The organism is Sphingomonas sp. BK345, assembly GCF_014193845.1.
In the GTDB taxonomy this organism is placed as follows: Bacteria; Pseudomonadota; Alphaproteobacteria; order Sphingomonadales; family Sphingomonadaceae; genus Sphingomonas.
Window position 1 is genome coordinate 310922 of record NZ_JACHZX010000004.1, and the last position, 16591, is coordinate 327512.

Genomic DNA, 16591 nt, shown 5'->3' on the forward strand with positions numbered 1-16591 from the left:
ATCGAAGAGGATGCGAGCTATGAAGGGTATCGTGCTGGGCGTCGGGCTGTCGCTCGCCTCGTCCGCGGTGATGGCGCAGGGGCAGCAAGGTGATCCCAAGGCGACCGAGCAATGGTCGCCCGCGGTGCCGGTGGTGACGCCGGGCGCCTTCGCCGGCTGGACCGCGCCCGCCGACGCGGTGGTGCTATTCGACGGCAAGGGGCTGGACCGCTGGGCTTCGGTGAAGACCGGCGGCGCCGCCGGCTGGACCGTCGCCGACGGCGCGGTGACGGTGAAGAAGGGCACCGGCAACATCCAGACCAAGCAGTCGTTCGGCAGCTACCAGCTGCATCTGGAGTATCGCATTCCCGCCAACATCACGGGTGAGGGCCAGGCGCGCGGCAACAGCGGGCTGTTCCTCGCCTCCACCGGGCCGGGCGACGACGGCTACGAGTTCCAGATCATGGACAGCTACAACAACCCGACCTACGTCAACGGGCAGCTCGGCGCGATCTACAAGCAGACGCCGCCGCTCGCCAATCCGGCGCGCCGGCCGGGCGAGTGGCAGACGATCGACGTCACGTGGGAGGCGCCGCGCTTCGGCGCCGACGGCGCGGTGACCCGGCCCGCCTTCGTGACCGGCTATGTCAACGGCGTGCTGGTGCAGGATCATACCGAGGTGCGCGGCGGCACGGTCTACATCGGCAAGCCCAGCTACAAGCCGCACGGCAAGGCGCCGATCAAGCTGCAGGACCACGGCGACCCCAGCCAGCCGATCAGCTTCCGCAACATCTGGGTGCGCGAGCTGCCCGAGCGGGGGTGAGGCCACGAGGGTTGGGGGTTGGAAGGGGCGTCGTACCCCCTTCCCTTCAGGGGATCATCGCATAGATGTGTTTGCGCTCCCCACCCTCGTTATCCCGGCCTTTGAGCCGGGATCCATGGTTCCGCAGGAGCAACGACATCGTCGTGCGCGGCGCGATGGATCTCGGATCAAGTCCGAGATGACGAAAACTTCGCAACGATCCCTGTCAGGGCAAAAGGTCTCGGCGCCGATCAGGCCGACATCATCACTCTTGGAGGTCACGAATCACGTCCGGCATGACGGTGAGCGGCATGGGGAAGGCCTGAACCACGCCGAGACCAGCCGCCGATGTGGCGCGGCCGAGCTCAGCGCGCATCGTCACTCGCCCGGGCCGGCGTCAGCACCAGCAGCGACACCCCCTGGCGCGGCAGCGTGAAGGCGATCTCGCCCGCTCCCCGCCGCACCACTACACGCTCCGCCGGCGCGATCGCGTCGAGCGCCGCCGCCTGCTTCAGCGCGGTGCGCTGCGCATCGCTCGGGGCCAGCGGCGAACCCATTTTCTGCCATGCGGCGAAGCTGTTCGCGCGACTCTCGTCGACGCGATATTGAGTCAGCGTCGCGCCGCCGCCATAAGCGCGCGGCAGGTCGCGCAGCCGGAGGCGCACCGTTGCCGCGGGACCGGCGATGTCGTCGTCGTGGTAATGCCACACCAACACCGCCACGCGGGTGCCGTCGCGCGTCGCGACGGTGCCGACGTCGGCGTCACCGCGCACGCCGTCGCTCAGCGCCGAGTCCAGCGACACCTGATGGTCCGACCGGGCGCTCACGTAGCGCCCGCTCATCTTGGCAAAGAGCTTGAACGTGTTGATTACCGGCAGGTCGATCCCGCCCGAGTTGAGCTGACGGAAGCCGGCGAACGGCGCCTGATCCTCGAATTCGAACGCCCAGGTCAGCACGCCTTCCAATGTGAGCCCGCGCCGTCGCGCCAACGCGCGCAGCCGCGGGAAAGAGGCGGCGGTGTAGCTCGAATACATCGTACCGTTGCGGTAGGCGTTCGCCGGCCCCTGGCAGGCGGCGCAGCCCTCCGGATCCGACTCGCCGATCACGATCGGCTTGGTGCGGAAGACCGGGTCGGCCGCGATCGCGGCGAACTCGTGGTCGGCGGCTTTCAGGTGGGTGTTGAGCCCCATGCGGACATGGCTGCCCCCCGCCCCCTCGACCACCTTGGGCTGGCCCTTGGCGTGGAACGAGAGGAAATCGGTCGGCGTGCCCGCGGCGCGCGCGTGCGCCATGAAGGCCGCCAGGAAATCGTCGCCCGCGCCCGCGCTGTCCGGCCCGCCCACGCGCGCCTCCGGTAATGCGCGCCGCACCCCGCGTACCGCGGCGTCGTGCAGGCGGAAGAACTCCTCGCGCGTGCCGCCCCAGTAATATTGCGGCAGGTTGGCCTCGTTCCACGTCTCGAAATACCAGCTCGCCACCTCGGATCGGCCATAGCGCTCCACGCAGTGACGCACCCACTGATGGATCAGCTCCTCCCAGCGCGCATAGTCGCGCGGCGGATAGGCCCAGCCGGTGCGCAGCTCGCCGCTGCCCGGCCGCCAGTCGTGCTGGTAGGGCTGTGGCCTGGTGGACAAGGCTTCCGGCATGAAGCCGAGCTCGACATAGGGCTTCACCCCGCGCGCGCGATAGGTGTCGAAGATGCGGTCGACGATCGTCCAGGTATAGATCGGGCGCCCCTGCGTGTCCTCGCGATAGACGCCGGTCGAGCCCCATTTCAGCGCGGGCGTGCCGTCGCCCGAGGTGAGCAGGTTGTGCGCGCGAAAATAGACCCGGTCGGGCGCGAGCGCGCCGAGCGTCGCCAACGTGGTGCGACCGTCCTTCATCGTCGCATAGTTGGGCTCGTCGGCGCCGAAGAAGCGCCACTCCTGCACCACCGGTCCCTCGTCCCGCCCGGCGTCGACGTCGATCGTGACCGCGAAGGGCGCGTCGTCGGGCGCCGCTCCGGCGGGCGCGGCGCCGGCCACCGCGGCGATCACCAGGCCCTGTCTCCACATGCGCATCGCTTTGCTCCCCTTTTACAGGATGATGCGAGCGCACGCGCGACCGCGCAAGCGCGTCGGGCGCGCTGGTGCCCCCGGCGAGATTCGAACTCACGACCTGCGGTTTAGGAAACCGTCGCTCTATCCTGCTGAGCTACGGGGGCGCCGCTCGCCCCCGTAGGTTCTCGCGCGGAGAGGGTCAATCACTCACCAGCTCACCCCGGCTCGGACATACAGGTAGCGCCCGTTGAAGCCGAACGGCGAGTAATAGGGGAAGCCGATCACCCCGGTCGAGTTGTTCCCGGGGACGGTGCGATCGGGATAGACGTCGAACAGGTTGCTCACGCCGAGCGCGACCTGGCCGCCGGGCAGCGCCTGATAACGCAGCTCGAGGTCGGTCACGGCGTGACGCCCCGTGCGCACGTCGGCGGCGGGAGTCGTGCCCGGCTGGTTGACGTCGCCGTAGTAGGTCACGCGGGCGAGCGCGCCGAGCTGGTCGAGCGACCAGTCGATCGTGCCCGTCACCTTCTCGCCGGGCGTACCCTGCTCGACCGTCAGCACGCGGCTGCGCGCGAACAACGTCGGCGCCGGATCGAGCACCGCGGTCGAGGTCGGCACGTCGGTCACCTCCACCTTGTTGACGTTGCCCGCCACGGTGAGATCGAACGCGCCCGCCCGCTCGGTGCGCAGGCGGTAATGCGCGACCGCGTCGATCCCCTTGGTGGTCGAGCGCACACCGTTGATGAAGAAGCGAGCCGCGGTCACGCCATAGGGCGACAGCAGCGAAGCGACCGCAGGACTGAACGAGGCGTTGATGTTCTCGGAGAGCGCGAGCTGGTCGCGCAGCTTGATGTAATAGCCGTCGACCGAGAGATCGAAGCCGCCGAAGCGGATCACCGTACCCGCCGAGAAGTTGGTCGACTTCTCCGGGTCGAGCGCGACACCGCCGAGCGCGGCGCCGAGCCCGCTGGTCGAGGGCGTCGTCGCGGTGAGGAAGGGAACGCCGTTCTGCACCACCGAGGCGGTCGAGGTGAAATATTGCTGCTGCAGCGACGGCGCGCGGAAGCCGGTCGAGACCGTGCCGCGCAGCGCCAGCCACTCGGCGATGTCGTAGCGCAGCGATGCCTTGCCATTGGCGGTCGAGCCGAAATCCGAATAATCCTCGAAGCGCCCGGCGAGACCGAGCAGCAGCGCGTCGGTGAGCTGCGCCTCGACGTCGAGATAGGCGCTGCCGTTGCGGCGCGAGCGCTCGAGCGCGTTGGCCTGGGTCAGCGCCGGGAAGCCCTGCGCGCCCGCCGACACGCCCGATACCGGCTGGCCCGCCGCCTCGCCCGCCTCGATCTTATAGCCCTCGCGCCGGCCCTCGAGCCCGAAGGCGATGTTGAGCGACTGGAACACGTCGAACTTGCGCGTCACGTCGAGCCCGGCGACCCACTGGTCGTAGATCAGCCGCCCGTCGTAGAACGCGGTCGGCGAGGCGTTGCCCGCGGCGAAATTGGCGGTGCCCAGCGTGCGGAACGACAGGCGGTTGCGGCCATAGCTCAGGTTAAGATCGACGTTCCATCCCGCGACCTCGCCGCGCACGCCCAACGCCGAGTTGAGGTCGGTCGACTTGGTGTTGATGATCGGCAGGAATCCGTCGGGATACAGCTCGTCGACGGTGTAGCCGCTGGTCACGCCCGGCAGCCGCGGGAAGGCGGCGCCGCGCACGTCACGGTCCTGATAGCCGACCCAGCCGTAGACGCTCCACCTGTCGGTGAGCGAGGTGCCCGCGTTGGCGAAGAGCGTATATTGCTCCAGCGCCGGATCGCCGAAGCGCCCGGTGAGACGCGTGGGCGAGACGCGCGGGTCGAAGTCGGCGCGGTTGGTGGGCTGGCGGCGGTTATACTCGCCCGAGAGCGTCAGGAAACCGTCGCTGCCGAAGCCGATCCCCTGCCACGCCGAGGCGGTGACGTTGTTCTCGCCGGTGACGTGCCGGCTGCCGCGCGCGGTGTCGACCTGAGTGTCGTAGAAGCCGTAGGTCACGGTCGCGCCGCCGCCCGAGCGCGCCTCGCGCAGCCGCAGGTTGACCACGCCCGCGATCGCGTCCGAGCCATATTGCGCGGCGGCACCGTCGCGCAGCACCTCGACCCGGTCGAGCGCCGCCACGGGGATGGTGTTGAGATCGACCGCGGACGAGCCGCGCCCGACCGAGCCGTTGGTGTTGAGCTGCGCCGAGGCGTGGCCGCGCACGCCGTTGATCAGCACCAGCGTCTGATCGGGCGAGAGGCCCCGCAGCGTCGCCGGGCGCACGGCGTCGGTAGCGTCGGTCGCGGCGGCGCGCGGGAAGTTGACCGAAGGTGCGACATTGGCGAGCGCCGCGGCCACCTCGGTGGTGCCCTGGCGCTGGAGGCTCGCGCCGCTCAGCACGTCGACCGGCGCGGGGCTGTCGAGTCGGGTACGCCCCGCGGCGCGCGTGCCGGTCACGACGATGTCGTCGCTCTCCGCGGGCAGCGCGGCGCTGTCCTGCGTCGGCGCGGCCTGCGCCTCGGTCGCGGGCTGCGCCTGCGGCAGCTCGCCCTGCGGCTGCAGCTGCTGCGCGAGCGCGGCGGGCGCGACCATGGTCAGCGCGCTGGTGACGAGGAGGCTGGCGGCGAGGCGATGCATGGCGAGGATCCCTGTTCTACCGCGCCCGCACGTTGGCGCGCGGCGCGTTGGTTGGGATCGCTTTACGCCGGTTCGGCGCGCCGCGGCTCAAATCTGCATTGTGAACGGCCAAGCATTTCTACCGAAGATCCACCAGGCCGATGTGGATTGCGGCGCGAGCGGACGGGGACGGGCGCGGCGCCCGTCCCCGTGAGGCTCAGTGCTTCACCTCGCGCCAGACGTTCTGGTACGCGCCCCAGGTCAGGTAGATGAAGATCATCAGGAAGATCACCGCCGCCAGCCCGGCGGCGTGGCGCGCCTCGAGGTTGGGCTCGGCGGTCCAGGTGAGGAAGGCCGCCACGTCGCGCGCCATCTGGTCGCGCGTCGCCTTGGCGCCGTCCGAATAGGTCACCTGCCCGTCCGACGTCAGCGGCGGTGGCATCGCGATGTTGAGGTTCGCGAAATACGGGTTGTAGTGCAGCCCCTCGGGCGTCTTGGCGTCGGGGAACTTCTTGAGCAGCTCGGCCGGCTGGTCGCGGTAGCCCGTGATCAGCGCGTGCACATAGTTGCTGCCGTCCTCGCGCGCCTTGGTCATGAGCGAGAGATCGGGCGGCAGCGCGTTCGCGTTGGCGGCGCGCGCCGCGACCTCGTTCGCGAACGGCGACGGGAAGTGATCCGACGGCAGGTTCTTGCGCGTCGCCGCCTCACCCGTCTCCGGGTTCACGCTGGGCTGCTCGATCACCCACTGGTTGGCGATCGCCTTCACCTCGGCCTCGGAATAGCCGATCTTCTGCAGGTCGCGGAACGCGACATACTTCAGCGAGTGGCAGGCCGCGCAGACCTCCTTGTACACCTGGAAGCCGCGCTGCACCTGCTGGCGGTCGAACTTGCCGAACCAGCCGGCGGACGACAGCTTGATGTCCTCCGGATGCAGGTGGAACTCATGCTCGGCGGTGTGCGGCGCCGGATTCTGGATCGCGTCCTTCGCGGTGAAGAACAGCGCCAGTGCGAGCACGAAGACGAACCCCGCACCGATCACCAGTGAAATGAGACGAACCATTGCCTGTCAGATCCCCTCTTCGTCTCGTTCTCAACCCGCCAGCGCGGTCTTGGTGGGCGCGGTGCCGCCGTGCTTCGCCAGCACCGCCTCGGTGATCGAGTTGGGCAGCGGCCGCGGCCGCTCCGCCGCCGACACCAGCGGCAGGATGATCAGGAAGTGCGCGAAATAATAAGCCGCGGCGATCTGCCCCATCATCACGTTGCGCGCGGTCGCCTCGGCGCCGCCGACATAGCCGAGCACCAGCACGTCGACCACCAGCACGATCAGGAACCAGCGGTAGGTCGGCCGGTAGTTGGCCGAGCGCACCGGCGAGCTGTCCAGCCAGGGCAGGAAGAACAGCAGCAGGATCGAGCCGAACATCGCCAGAACGCCCCACAGCTTCGCCGGCAGGATGAAGTCGGCGGTGAAGCTCTTCAGGATCGCGTAGAACGGCAGGAAATACCATTCGGGCACGATGTGCGCCGGCGTCGAGAGCGGGTTCGCCTCGATGTAATTGTCCGGATGTCCCAGCAGGTTGGGCGAGAAGAACACGAAGGTGGCGAAGATCAGGAAGAAGACCGCCACGCCCACGCCGTCCTTGGCGGTGTAATAAGGGTGGAACGGCACCGTGTCCTGCTCGCCCTTCACGTCCACGCCGGTCGGGTTGTTCGAGCCCGGGATATGCAGCGCCCAGATGTGCAGGATGATCACGCCCGCGATCACGAACGGCAGCAGATAGTGGAGCGAGAAGAAGCGGTTCAGCGCTGCGTTGTCGGGCGCGAATCCGCCCAGCAGCCAGATGCGGATGGTGTCGCCCACCAGCGGGATCGCCGAGAAGAAGCCGGTGATCACCTGCGCGCCCCAGAAGCTCATCTGCCCCCAGGGGAGCACATAGCCCATGAAGGCGGTGGCCATCATCAGCAGGAAGATGACCACGCCGAGCAGCCACACCATCTCGCGCGGCGCCTTGTACGAGCCGTAATACAGCCCGCGACCGATATGGATGTAGACCACGGCGAGGAACATCGAGGCGCCGTTGGCGTGCGCGTAGCGCAGGAACCAGCCCGCGTTGACGTCGCGCATGATGCTCTCGACCGAGCCGAACGCGACCGCGCCGTTGGCGGCATAATGCATCGCCAGCACCACGCCGGTGACGATCTGGATCACCAGCGCCGCCCCGGCGAGCACGCCGAAGTTCCAGAAATAGTTGAGGTTGCGCGGCACCGGATAGCCCGCGCCGATGGCGTTGTAGACGAGGCGCGGCAGCGGCAGCTTCTCGTCCAGCCAGCGCATCAGCGGCTGCTTCGGCTCATAATGCTTGGCCCAGGGAAAGCTCATCTCTCGTTCTCCCTCAGCCGACCGTCACGACGGTGTCGGACGTGAAATTGTAATCGGGCACGTGCAGGTTCTGCGGCGCCGGTCCCTGGCGGATGCGGCCGGCGGTGTCATAGGCCGAGCCGTGGCACGGGCAGAAATAGCCGCCGAACGGGCCCTTGTTCTCGCCCTCGCCCGCGCCCAGCGGCACGCAGCCGAGATGGGTGCAGACGCCCAGCGTGATCAGCCAGTTTTCCTTGCCCGGCTTGGTGCGCTCGGCGAGCGTCTGCGGGTCGCGCAGCGAGCCGACGTCGACCGCATTGGCCTCGCCGATCTCCTTGGGCGTCAGATTGCGCACGAACAACGGCTGCTTGCGGAACGACGCCTTGATCGCCTGACCCGGCGCGATCTTCGAGATGTCGATCTCGGTGGTCGACAGCGCGAGCACGTCCGCGGACGGGTTCATCTGGTTGATCAGCGGCAGCACGATCGCGACCGCGCCGACGCCCGCGAAGGACACGGCGGCGATGTTGATGAAGTCGCGGCGGCGCGGGTCGTGGGCAGTCTCGTGATAGGGCGCGGGGTCCTCGCCCGGCGGAATATTGTTCTCGACCGTCGCCATTCGCGTCAAACCTCTACCCGTTTCATTCTCCCGCCGGGTCGATCCGATGCCGTCGCGACATGCCGCCTCCCCGCGCGACCTGCCCGTCCCCGAGGCGGTCTGGCGGGGTGATAGCCGCGGGCCCCGCGCTTTGCCAATCCCATTTTGCGGTCGCGCAACAACCTGCGTAGAGCGGCGGCGATGCGGATCGCGCTGTTCCAACCCGATATCGCCGGCAATGTCGGCACGCTGCTGCGGCTCGGCGCCTGCCTCGACGTCGCGGTCGACCTGATCGAGCCGATGGGTTTCCCGTTCGGCGAGCGCGGGCTGGCGCGCGCCGCGATGGACTATGCCGCGCACGTTCAAGTGAAACGCCACGCCGACTGGGACGCTTTCCTCGCCACGGTCGCCGGCCGCGTCGTGCTCGCCACCACGGCGGGCGCGGTGCCGCTGCCGCAGGCGCGCTTCGCCGCGGACGACGTGCTGCTGCTCGGCAGCGAGGGCGCGGGGGTGCCGGCGCATGTCCACGACCGCGCCGACCTGCGCGTGCGCGTGCCGATGCGCGCCGGGCTGCGCTCGCTCAACGTCGCGGTCGCGGGCGCGCTGATCCTCGGCGAGGCGCTGCGCCAGACCGGCGGCTGGGACAGATTGACCGATTGACCCGGGCCCTCCCCGTGGGCGAGAGCACATCTCCATGATATTGGACGAACAGCAGACCGCCGCCCGGACCTGGTTCGAGCAGCTGCGCGACCTGATCTGCGCCGAGTTCGAGGCGATCGAGCGCGAGGCCGGCTCCGACGCGCGCTTCGACTATCTCGCCTGGGACCGCGCCGATCCCAGCGGCGCGCCCGGCGGCGGCGGGGTGCGCGGCGTGATGAAGGGTCGCGTGTTCGAGAAGGTCGGAGTCAACGTCTCCACCGTCGGCGGCACGTTCGAGGGCGATTTCGCGCGGACGATCCACGGCGCGAGTGACGACCCGCGCTTCTTCGCCACCGGGATCAGCCTGGTCGCGCACATGGCCAACCCGCACGTCCCCGCGGTGCACATGAACACGCGCTTCCTCGCCACCACCAAGCGTTGGTTCGGCGGCGGCGCCGATCTCAACCCGCCGCTGCCGGTCGCGGAGGACACCGAGGATTTCCACGCCACGCTGCGCGATGCCTGCGACCGCCACGATCCGGCGCACTACCCGCGCTTCAAGCAATGGGCGGACGAGTATTTCTACATCCCGCACCGCGGCGTGCACCGCGGCGTCGGCGGCATCTTCTACGACCACCTCGAGCGCGATTTCGCCGCCGATCTCGCCTTCACCCAGGATGTCGGCCGCGCCTTCCTCGACGCGTACCCGCGGATCGTGCGGCGCCGAATGCACCTGCCCTTCACCGACGCGGACGTGGCGCAGCAGCGCGAATGGCGCGGGCGCTACGCCGAGTTCAACCTCGTCTACGATCGCGGGACCCTGTTCGGGCTGAAGACCGGCGGCAACGTCGACGCGATCCTGATGAGCCTGCCGCCGGTGGCGACATGGGGCTGACCCACCTTCCCGCCGACCAGATCGCCGCGGTCGTGACCTCGCTGGAGATGCGCCGTCGTCCGCCGCTCCGTCCGATACCCGACTCGCCGCTGCGGCTGGTGCGCTGGGCACGGCCGGAGCCGGAGAAATATCGCGCGCTGTTCCGCCGCGTCGGCGCGCGCTGGCTGTGGTTCTCGCGGCTCGTCATGGACGATGCCGCGCTCACCGCGATCATCCACGACACGCAGGTGCAGGTGTTCGCCGCGCTCGACCGGGCCGGCGTCGAGGTCGGCATGGTCGAGCTCGACTTCCGCTCGGCCGGAACCTGCGAGGTCGGCTATTTCGCGCTGGTGCCCGAGCTGACCGGGCAGGGCCACGGCCGCTGGCTGATGGCGGAGACGCTCGCGCGCGCCTGGGTGGCGGGGGTCAACCGCGTGTGGCTCCACACCTGCACGCTCGACCATCCCTCGGCGCTGGGCTTCTACCGCGCGCAGGGCTTCACCCCGGTGCGTCGCACGATCGAGACCTTCACCGACCCGCGCGTGACCGGCGCGCTGCCCGCCGACGTCGCGCCTCAGCTGCCCCTGCTCGCCCCGACGCGGTAGACTACCACGCCCATCAGCAGCACCGCGATGGCATAGGCCGCGGGCACCGCGGCGAGCAGCGCGTCCACCAGCGCGAGCAGCACCGGGTCGCCGCTGCCGGGCGCGCGCAGCGCCTCGTCCGCGCTCAGCAGCGGCGACACGACGACCCATTGCGCCAGGAACAGCGTGACGAGCGCGCCCGTGATCGCCCAGTCCTGCCCCTTCGTCAGCCTCCAGCTCAGCCGCAGCGCCGGCCCCGCGCGCAGCGCCGGGTGCCGCGCCAACGCGGGCACCGCCGCGATCAGTCGCGCCTGGACGTAGAGCCCGGGCAGGACGAGCAGCCACAGGCCGAGTCCGACCGGCACCGCCACCGCCACGCTCACCAGCACGAACGACCACAGCCGTGCCAGCGCCTGGCCCAGCGCCTGGCCCACCGTCAGCCGATCGGGATCGAGCAGCAGCAGCGCGATCGCCGCCACGCCGTACGCGGCGAGCAGGTCCGCGAGCACGTAGAACAAGGCGTTGCCCTGCCCCCAATTGCCTACCGCGGCGAGCCAGGCGCGCATCATCAGCTCGTCGCGCGGCGCGGGCGGCAGCGGCGGCAGCGGGTCACACAGCAGCAGCGCGGCGAAGGCCGGGAGGAAGACGAACAGCGCGGCGAGCCGCAGCACCAGCGCGCGGTCGCGCCGGAACAGCCGCCACGCGACCGAGAGCAGGCCGGCGAAGGTCAGGCTCATGCGGACGGCGCCGCCTCGTCGCGCTCGCGCGCGGCGGCGTAATATTGCGCGTAGAAGGCGTTCTGCACCACCGTGGCGCCCGCGCTGACGATCGCCAGCGCCACCGAGGTGCCGAACAGCACGGCAGCGTCGCTGTCGAGCAGCAGCCGCAGCACGACGCCGACGACCGAGCGCACCGCGACGCTGAGCACCGTCACCAGCACGGCGTAGAGGATCAGCACCGCGATCAGCCGCGCCGCGGCACCGCGCGTCAGCGCGAAGGCGCGGCGGATCGCGCCGAGTCCGAGGCGCTCGTTGACCACCACCGCGAACAGCGGCGCGAGCCGCGCGCCCAGCCACAGCAGCAGCGCGGCAGCGACGAGGATCAGCCCGGCCGAGAGCGCGAGCGGACCGGCCGCGGCGCGCTGCATCTCCACCATGCCCGTCGCGGTGACGGTCGCGCCCGCCGCGATCAGCGCGAGCGTGCCCGGCACGAAGGTGAGCGACAGCGCGATGACCAGCACCAGCGTGACGCCGACCGCGGCGGGAAGCCGGTTCGCGGCGAGCCGATAGGCCGCGCCGCGATCGACGCGCGGGTCGCTCGCCACCGCGGTGATCGCGAGCATGCCGAACAGCATCAGCACGGCCGAGACCAGGCTGGCCAGCAGCCGCGCCGCCTGGACGTCACCGACGAAGCTCGTCACCGCCGCGCTCAACACCGTGGGCAGGAACAGCGTGACGAAGGCGATGCCGGCGAGGATCGCGGCGCGCCCGCGCAGCACGTCGACCGTGCGCTCCCACACCGTGGCCATCCTGATCATCGCGTCGTCCCCTTCCCGCGCCGGCCTAGCGATCCGCCGACGGCTTGCCAACCGCGCCGAGGGAGCACATCTGGCCAGGATGCAGCAGCGCGCGACGATGATCGAGGACGTGGAGTGGCGCGTGTCGCCGGGGCTCACCGACTATGCCGCCGCGCTGCAGGCGATGGAGGCGCGCGCCGCCGCGATCGCCGCGGGCGAGGCGCGCGAGCTGGTGTGGCTGCTCGAGCACCCGCCGGTCTACACCGCGGGCACCAGCGCCGACCCGCGCGAACTGGTCGACCCGCGCTTCCCGGTCGTGCCGGCGGGGCGCGGAGGGCGCTACACCTATCACGGCCCGGGTCAGCGCGTCGGCTACCTCATGCTCGATCTCAATCGGCGCGGCCGCGACGTGCGGTGCTTCGTCCACGCGCTGGAGGGCTGGCTGATCGCGGCGCTGGCCGAGCTGGGCATCGCGGCGTTCCGCGCGCCCGGCCGGATCGGCATCTGGACGCGCGACCGCGCCGGCGCCGAGGCCAAGATCGGCGCGATCGGCATCCGCGTGCGCCGCTGGGTGACGCTGCACGGCTTCTCGGTCAATCTCGCGCCCGACCTCGCGCATTTCGGCGGCATCGTGCCGTGCGGTCTCGCCGACTATCCGGTCACCAGCGCCGCTGCGCTCGGTTCACCGCACGAATTTGCAACTTTCGACGCAGCGTTGACGTTGACCGCCGACGCCTTTCTGCAAAGCCTGACTTGCGTCGGTGAAAACGAGGCTTGAGAGGGCGGTCATCTGCGATTAATGTCTACGCCGGTTTGGGATAAAAAACGGCCGGGTGGTCGCCAAATCCACAGTCTAGGGAGCAAATTCATGCGTGCAGTCATCACCAAGATCCTCGGCGGTTCGGCGCTCGCGGCAGCCGCTCTCGCCGTCTCGGCGTGCGGTTCGAAGACCGAGACCAGCGAGAACACCATGATCACCGACATGAACGCCACCGAGGGCATGGACACCATGACCGACAACATGACCGCCGTTGACGGCGCGATGAACGGCGGCATGATGGCGAATGACACCATGGGCAACGACATGATGATGTCGAACATGTCGAACGCGATGTAATCTGCCGCACACCGGCGATTGTGTTGACGGGGCCGCGCGGGAAACCGGGCGGCCTCTTCTTTTGTCTTGCGAAGGCGCATGTCGTTACGCGAGGTCAACAAGCAACCTCGTGGCGGCGACGCCACACGCCGGAATGAATCATTTGCGCGACAGAATGTTCTTGGGCCATTTACCCAGTCTGACGTAAAAGGACGGCGCGGCCGTAGCCGTGACGAGGAGTGTTGGGGAATGCTGAAGGTGGGGATCGTCGGAGCCTGGGTGGCGCTGGCGGCTGGGGTGCTGGCGACGACGCCGGCTTCTGCGCAATTCTTCTTCAAATCGAAGGATTTGCGCGGCGAACCGATCATCGGGAACGAGGACGGCATGGGGCATCCGCTGCCCGGCGCCACGCCCGCGGAACTGCGCGCCGGCGTGGTGTGGAACATGCGCGCCGCGCTCAACGTCGCCGCGCTGCAATGCCAGTTCGAGCCGACGCTGCTGACGGTCCAAAATTACAACGCGATCCTGGCCGACCATCGCGTCGAGCTGCAGAATTCGTTCGACACGCTGGGCAAATATTTCACCCGGATCGCCAAGACCAAGAAGGATGGTCAGACCGCACTCGACCAGTTCGGTACGCGCACCTATTCGGGCTTCGCCACGGTCGCGGCGCAATTCAACTTCTGCGCCACCGCGGCCAGCATCGGCCGCGACGCGCTCTACGCGCCGCGCGGCGGCTTCGGTGACGTCGCGATGGCGCGCATGCGCGAGCTGCGCAGCAGCCTCAAGCCGTACGGCGAGCAGCAATTCCCCTCGCTCCAGGTGTTGCCCGCGACGCTGCCGCGCTTCGATGAGGCGTGCTGGAAGAAGGGGCTGTTCGTCGAGCAGAAGTGCGGCGCGCCGCTGACCCCGGTGGTCTACGCCGCGCGCTGATCCACGAGGGCGCCGGCGCGGCGCCCTCCCTTCCGCACGGTCCGCTCGGAAGGCCAGGTCCAGGCGCAGCTTTTCAACGAGCGGACGATCCATCTCAGGCGAGGCGCTGGCGTGCTCCTGCACAAGCAGGAGCCAAGAGCCACGAGCGCCTTTCCCGCGGCCCTGAACTCCGGCGTTCGCCGGAGCACGCTTCGGTGTCGACGGATCGGACCTTGGGAGCGCCTGCCACCGTCGCGCCGGGAATGACACCGGCGCCGACTTTGTTGACGGCGCGGCTGCCATCCGCCGACACCCGGCGTCTTAGCTGGCGTCGCCGCACCTCGATCGCGATGTCAGCGGCGGCCGGGAAGCCGAACTCGTCGCTTCAGCAAGAAAACTATGCAAGAGATGCTGCCTGACGCCGGCAAGTGCCGGCTGACCAACACTGCAGGCAAATCGCCGTAACAACCTACCGCATAAAGGTTTTTCCGGCGGCCCCCACTTGCTGGTGACGTTCCCATCCGGAAAGGCCGGCGTGTCCACCGGCATCGGCAGCGATCATGTCATCTGGGGCACGCCCCAGACGGGCTACAAGGCGAACGCGCTGAGCTTTCAGTCGAATACGCCCCTCTACGCGCTGCTCGGCGAGCAGTCCAAGGTCGGCTCGATCTCCTATTATAACGGCACGATCCTCGACGGCACCGAGCTGACCGGGCTGATGCTCAACCTCGGGCTCAACTTCGCCAACCCCGCGATCGGCTTGTTGGCGAAGAGTTTCGCGCTCAGACTGTACAGCACGCCCAACACCGGCAGCGCGGACGCGAACGCCTATTATGTCTATCTGCCCTCGCTGCAGAGCAGCAACAATTTCGTGGTCGACGGGCAAGCGTATCAGTTCGAGCTGCGCGGTTTCGACAATGTCCGCGGCGACGGCTACCTCAACTCCTCGGCGAGCGAGTTCCACGTCCGCGAGGGCTAGAGCGCGACCGCCGACGTGTTCGGCGTGCTCAGTGCCGTGCCCGAGCCCGGCACCTGGGCGATGATGCTGATCGGCTTCGCGATGATCGGCGTCGCGATGCGCTCGCGCCGGCGCGACATGCCGGCGGCCTTGGTCTGATCGACGATTAGCGGCGCGCGGGTCGTCGGGTTGCACCGAGGACCCGCGTTCCGCGCTGTCAGCGCAGCCCCAGCAGCTTGTGCGTCTGGAGCGACAAGCGCCAGCGCGGACGCGCCATCACCAGCGCCATCGCCGCCGCGACGTTCGCCTCCCCCGCGGCGTCGTCGAGCGGCTGGAGCAGGAAGTGGCGGAAAGCCCAGCCCTCCACCGTGTCCAGGTTGGTGCCGGGCTGCGGCCAGACGAGCTTCAGCTCGTCGCCCGAGCGCTGCACCGTCTCGCTACCGGCTTTGGGGCTGATGCACACCCAGTCGATCCCGGGATGGACCGGCAGCGTGCCGTTGCTCTCGATCGCGATCTCGAACCCGGCGGCGTGGAGCGCGTCGACGAGGGCATCGTCGACCTGGAGCATCGGCTCGCCCCCGGTCAGCACCACGAAGCGACGCTCACGCTCCGGCCCCCAAAGGCCCGCCGCCGCCGCGACCAGCGCCGCGGCATCGGCGAAGCGCCCACCGCCCGCGCCGTCGACACCGACGAAATCGGTGTCGCAGAAGCGGCACACCGCGGTCGCACGGTCCTGCTCGCGCCCGCTCCACAGATTGCAGCCGGCGAAGCGCACGAACACCGCGCGCCGCCCCGCCTGCACGCCCTCACCCTGGAGCGTCAGGAACATCTCCTTGACCGCGTAGCTCATCTCAATCGACCGGCGGGGTCACCGCATAGCCGGTCGGGTCAGGCACGCCGGCCTCGACGAAGCCTTTGTGACGCAGGCGGCAGCTGTCGCAGCGCCCGCAGTGCAGCCCGCCCGGCGCGGGATCGTAGCATGACCAGCTCATCCCCATGTCGAGCCCGAGCCGCGCGCCCTCGCGCACGATATCGGCCTTGGTCATGTGCTGGAGCGGCGCCTGGAAGCGGAACGGCTGGCCCTCGACGCCCGCCTTGGTGGCGAGCTCGGCGAGCCGCTCGTACGCCGCGATGAACTCGGGGCGGCAGTCGGGATAACCGGAGTAATCGAGCGCGTTGACGCCGAGATAGATGTCGCGGGCACCCGCCGCCTCGGCCCAGCCGAGCGCCAGGCTGAGGAAGATCGTGTTGCGCGCAGGCACGTAGGTGACCGGGATGGAGCCATCGACGCCGTCCTTGGGAACGTCGATGTCGCGATCGGTCAGCGCCGAACCGCCGAAGGCCGAGAGGTCGATCGGCAGCACGACGTGGCGCGTCGCGCCGAGCGCGTGCGCGATGCGGCGCGCGGCGGCGAGCTCGACCTGGTGGCGCTGGTTATAGTCGATCGAGAGCGCGAGCAGCGGGTGCCCCGCCTCGCGCGCGAGCGCGGCGGACACCAGCGAGTCGAGCCCGCCCGAGACGAGCGCGACGGCGGGGGTCAAATGGGTCATGATGCGGCGCCAGCTAGGCCTTCGCGCGCACGAGCGCAAGAAAAAGGGCCGCCCGAGGGCGGC

Annotated in this window: 16 protein-coding genes, 1 tRNA gene and 1 pseudogene; 8 read left to right on the forward strand and 10 right to left on the reverse strand. The window is 69.3% G+C overall.

All coding sequences use genetic code 11. From position 1 onward, the window contains the following. The first annotated feature begins 19 nt into the window (after nt 1–19). Nucleotides 20–802: a DUF1080 domain-containing protein gene (locus FHY03_RS14890; RefSeq protein ID WP_221190219.1), complete on the forward strand. Its 783-nt coding sequence runs from the start codon at nt 20–22 to the stop codon at nt 800–802. A 344-nt stretch (nt 803–1146) separates the two neighbouring features. On the opposite strand, the gene FHY03_RS14895 is transcribed toward FHY03_RS14890, so the two are convergent. The 6 genes from FHY03_RS14895 to petA form a co-directional block, all read right to left on the reverse strand. Then, nucleotides 1147–2841: a GH39 family glycosyl hydrolase gene (locus FHY03_RS14895; RefSeq protein ID WP_260159148.1), complete on the reverse strand. Its 1695-nt coding sequence runs from the start codon at nt 2839–2841 to the stop codon at nt 1147–1149. A gap of 66 nt (nt 2842–2907) precedes the next feature. Then, nucleotides 2908–2984, reverse strand: a tRNA-Arg gene (locus FHY03_RS14900). 43 nt (nt 2985–3027) lie between these two features. Continuing rightward, entirely contained in the window at nt 3028–5466 is a 2439-nt protein-coding gene (locus tag FHY03_RS14905; protein WP_183931530.1) for a TonB-dependent siderophore receptor, read from the reverse strand. Nucleotides 5467–5662: 196 nt separating this feature from the next. Continuing rightward, nucleotides 5663–6505 (reverse strand): cytochrome c1, encoded by an 843-nt coding sequence (locus FHY03_RS14910; protein ID WP_183931531.1) that lies wholly within the window; start codon nt 6503–6505, stop codon nt 5663–5665. 30 nt (nt 6506–6535) lie between these two features. Beyond that, on the reverse strand, nt 6536–7822 hold the full coding sequence (locus tag FHY03_RS14915; protein ID WP_183931532.1) for a cytochrome b N-terminal domain-containing protein: 1287 nt from the start codon (nt 7820–7822) through the stop codon (nt 6536–6538). A gap of 13 nt (nt 7823–7835) precedes the next feature. After that, nucleotides 7836–8420, reverse strand: coding sequence for a ubiquinol-cytochrome c reductase iron-sulfur subunit (petA, locus tag FHY03_RS14920; RefSeq protein ID WP_183919459.1), 585 nt, complete (start codon nt 8418–8420; stop codon nt 7836–7838). A gap of 180 nt (nt 8421–8600) precedes the next feature. On the opposite strand from petA, the gene FHY03_RS14925 reads away from it, so the two are divergent. The 3 genes from FHY03_RS14925 to FHY03_RS14935 are packed head-to-tail and all read left to right on the forward strand — an operon-like array spanning nt 8601 to nt 10517. Further along, entirely contained in the window at nt 8601–9059 is a 459-nt protein-coding gene (locus FHY03_RS14925) for a tRNA (cytidine(34)-2'-O)-methyltransferase (RefSeq protein WP_183931533.1), read from the forward strand. A 34-nt stretch (nt 9060–9093) separates the two neighbouring features. After that, nucleotides 9094–9933, forward strand: coding sequence for an oxygen-dependent coproporphyrinogen oxidase (hemF, locus tag FHY03_RS14930; protein ID WP_183931534.1), 840 nt, complete (start codon nt 9094–9096; stop codon nt 9931–9933). Further along, a complete protein-coding gene (locus FHY03_RS14935) occupies nt 9924–10517 on the forward strand; it encodes a GNAT family N-acetyltransferase (protein ID WP_183919453.1) in 594 nt (197 codons plus the stop codon). Before hemF ends, FHY03_RS14935 begins: the two co-directional genes overlap by 10 nt. Here FHY03_RS14935 and FHY03_RS14940 read toward each other — a convergent pair. Both FHY03_RS14940 and FHY03_RS14945 read right to left on the reverse strand, forming a co-directional pair. Beyond that, nucleotides 10487–11233 carry a hypothetical protein gene (locus tag FHY03_RS14940; protein WP_183931535.1) on the reverse strand — a complete coding sequence of 249 codons (747 nt, stop codon included), beginning with the start codon at nt 11231–11233 and terminating at the stop codon, nt 10487–10489. The genes FHY03_RS14935 and FHY03_RS14940 overlap by 31 nt on opposite strands. After that, nucleotides 11230–12033, reverse strand: a complete 804-nt coding sequence (locus FHY03_RS14945; protein ID WP_183931536.1) for a hypothetical protein — start codon at nt 12031–12033, stop codon at nt 11230–11232. Before FHY03_RS14945 ends, FHY03_RS14940 begins: the two co-directional genes overlap by 4 nt. A 79-nt stretch (nt 12034–12112) precedes the next feature. Between FHY03_RS14945 and lipB the strand changes: the two genes are divergently transcribed. The 4 genes and pseudogenes from lipB (at nt 12113) to FHY03_RS14965 (ending at nt 15137) form a co-directional block, all read left to right on the forward strand. Beyond that, a complete protein-coding gene (gene lipB / locus FHY03_RS14950; RefSeq protein WP_183931537.1) occupies nt 12113–12790 on the forward strand; it encodes a lipoyl(octanoyl) transferase LipB in 678 nt (225 codons plus the stop codon). 90 nt (nt 12791–12880) lie between these two features. Next, entirely contained in the window at nt 12881–13129 is a 249-nt protein-coding gene (locus FHY03_RS14955) for a hypothetical protein (RefSeq protein WP_132909422.1), read from the forward strand. A 228-nt stretch (nt 13130–13357) separates the two neighbouring features. Then, nucleotides 13358–14041 carry a hypothetical protein gene (locus tag FHY03_RS14960; RefSeq protein WP_183919445.1) on the forward strand — a complete coding sequence of 228 codons (684 nt, stop codon included), beginning with the start codon at nt 13358–13360 and terminating at the stop codon, nt 14039–14041. A gap of 481 nt (nt 14042–14522) precedes the next feature. Then, a pseudogene (locus FHY03_RS14965) lies at nt 14523–15137 on the forward strand (choice-of-anchor K domain-containing protein). Nucleotides 15138–15195: 58 nt separating this feature from the next. On the opposite strand, the gene queE reads toward FHY03_RS14965, so the two are convergent. Continuing rightward, entirely contained in the window at nt 15196–15828 is a 633-nt protein-coding gene (gene queE / locus FHY03_RS14975) for a 7-carboxy-7-deazaguanine synthase (protein WP_183931539.1), read from the reverse strand. Between the two features lies 1 nt (nt 15829). Continuing rightward, complete coding sequence (queC, locus tag FHY03_RS14980) at nt 15830–16528, reverse strand: 7-cyano-7-deazaguanine synthase QueC (protein ID WP_183931540.1); 699 nt, start codon at nt 16526–16528, stop codon at nt 15830–15832. Nucleotides 16529–16591 lie beyond the last annotated feature (63 nt).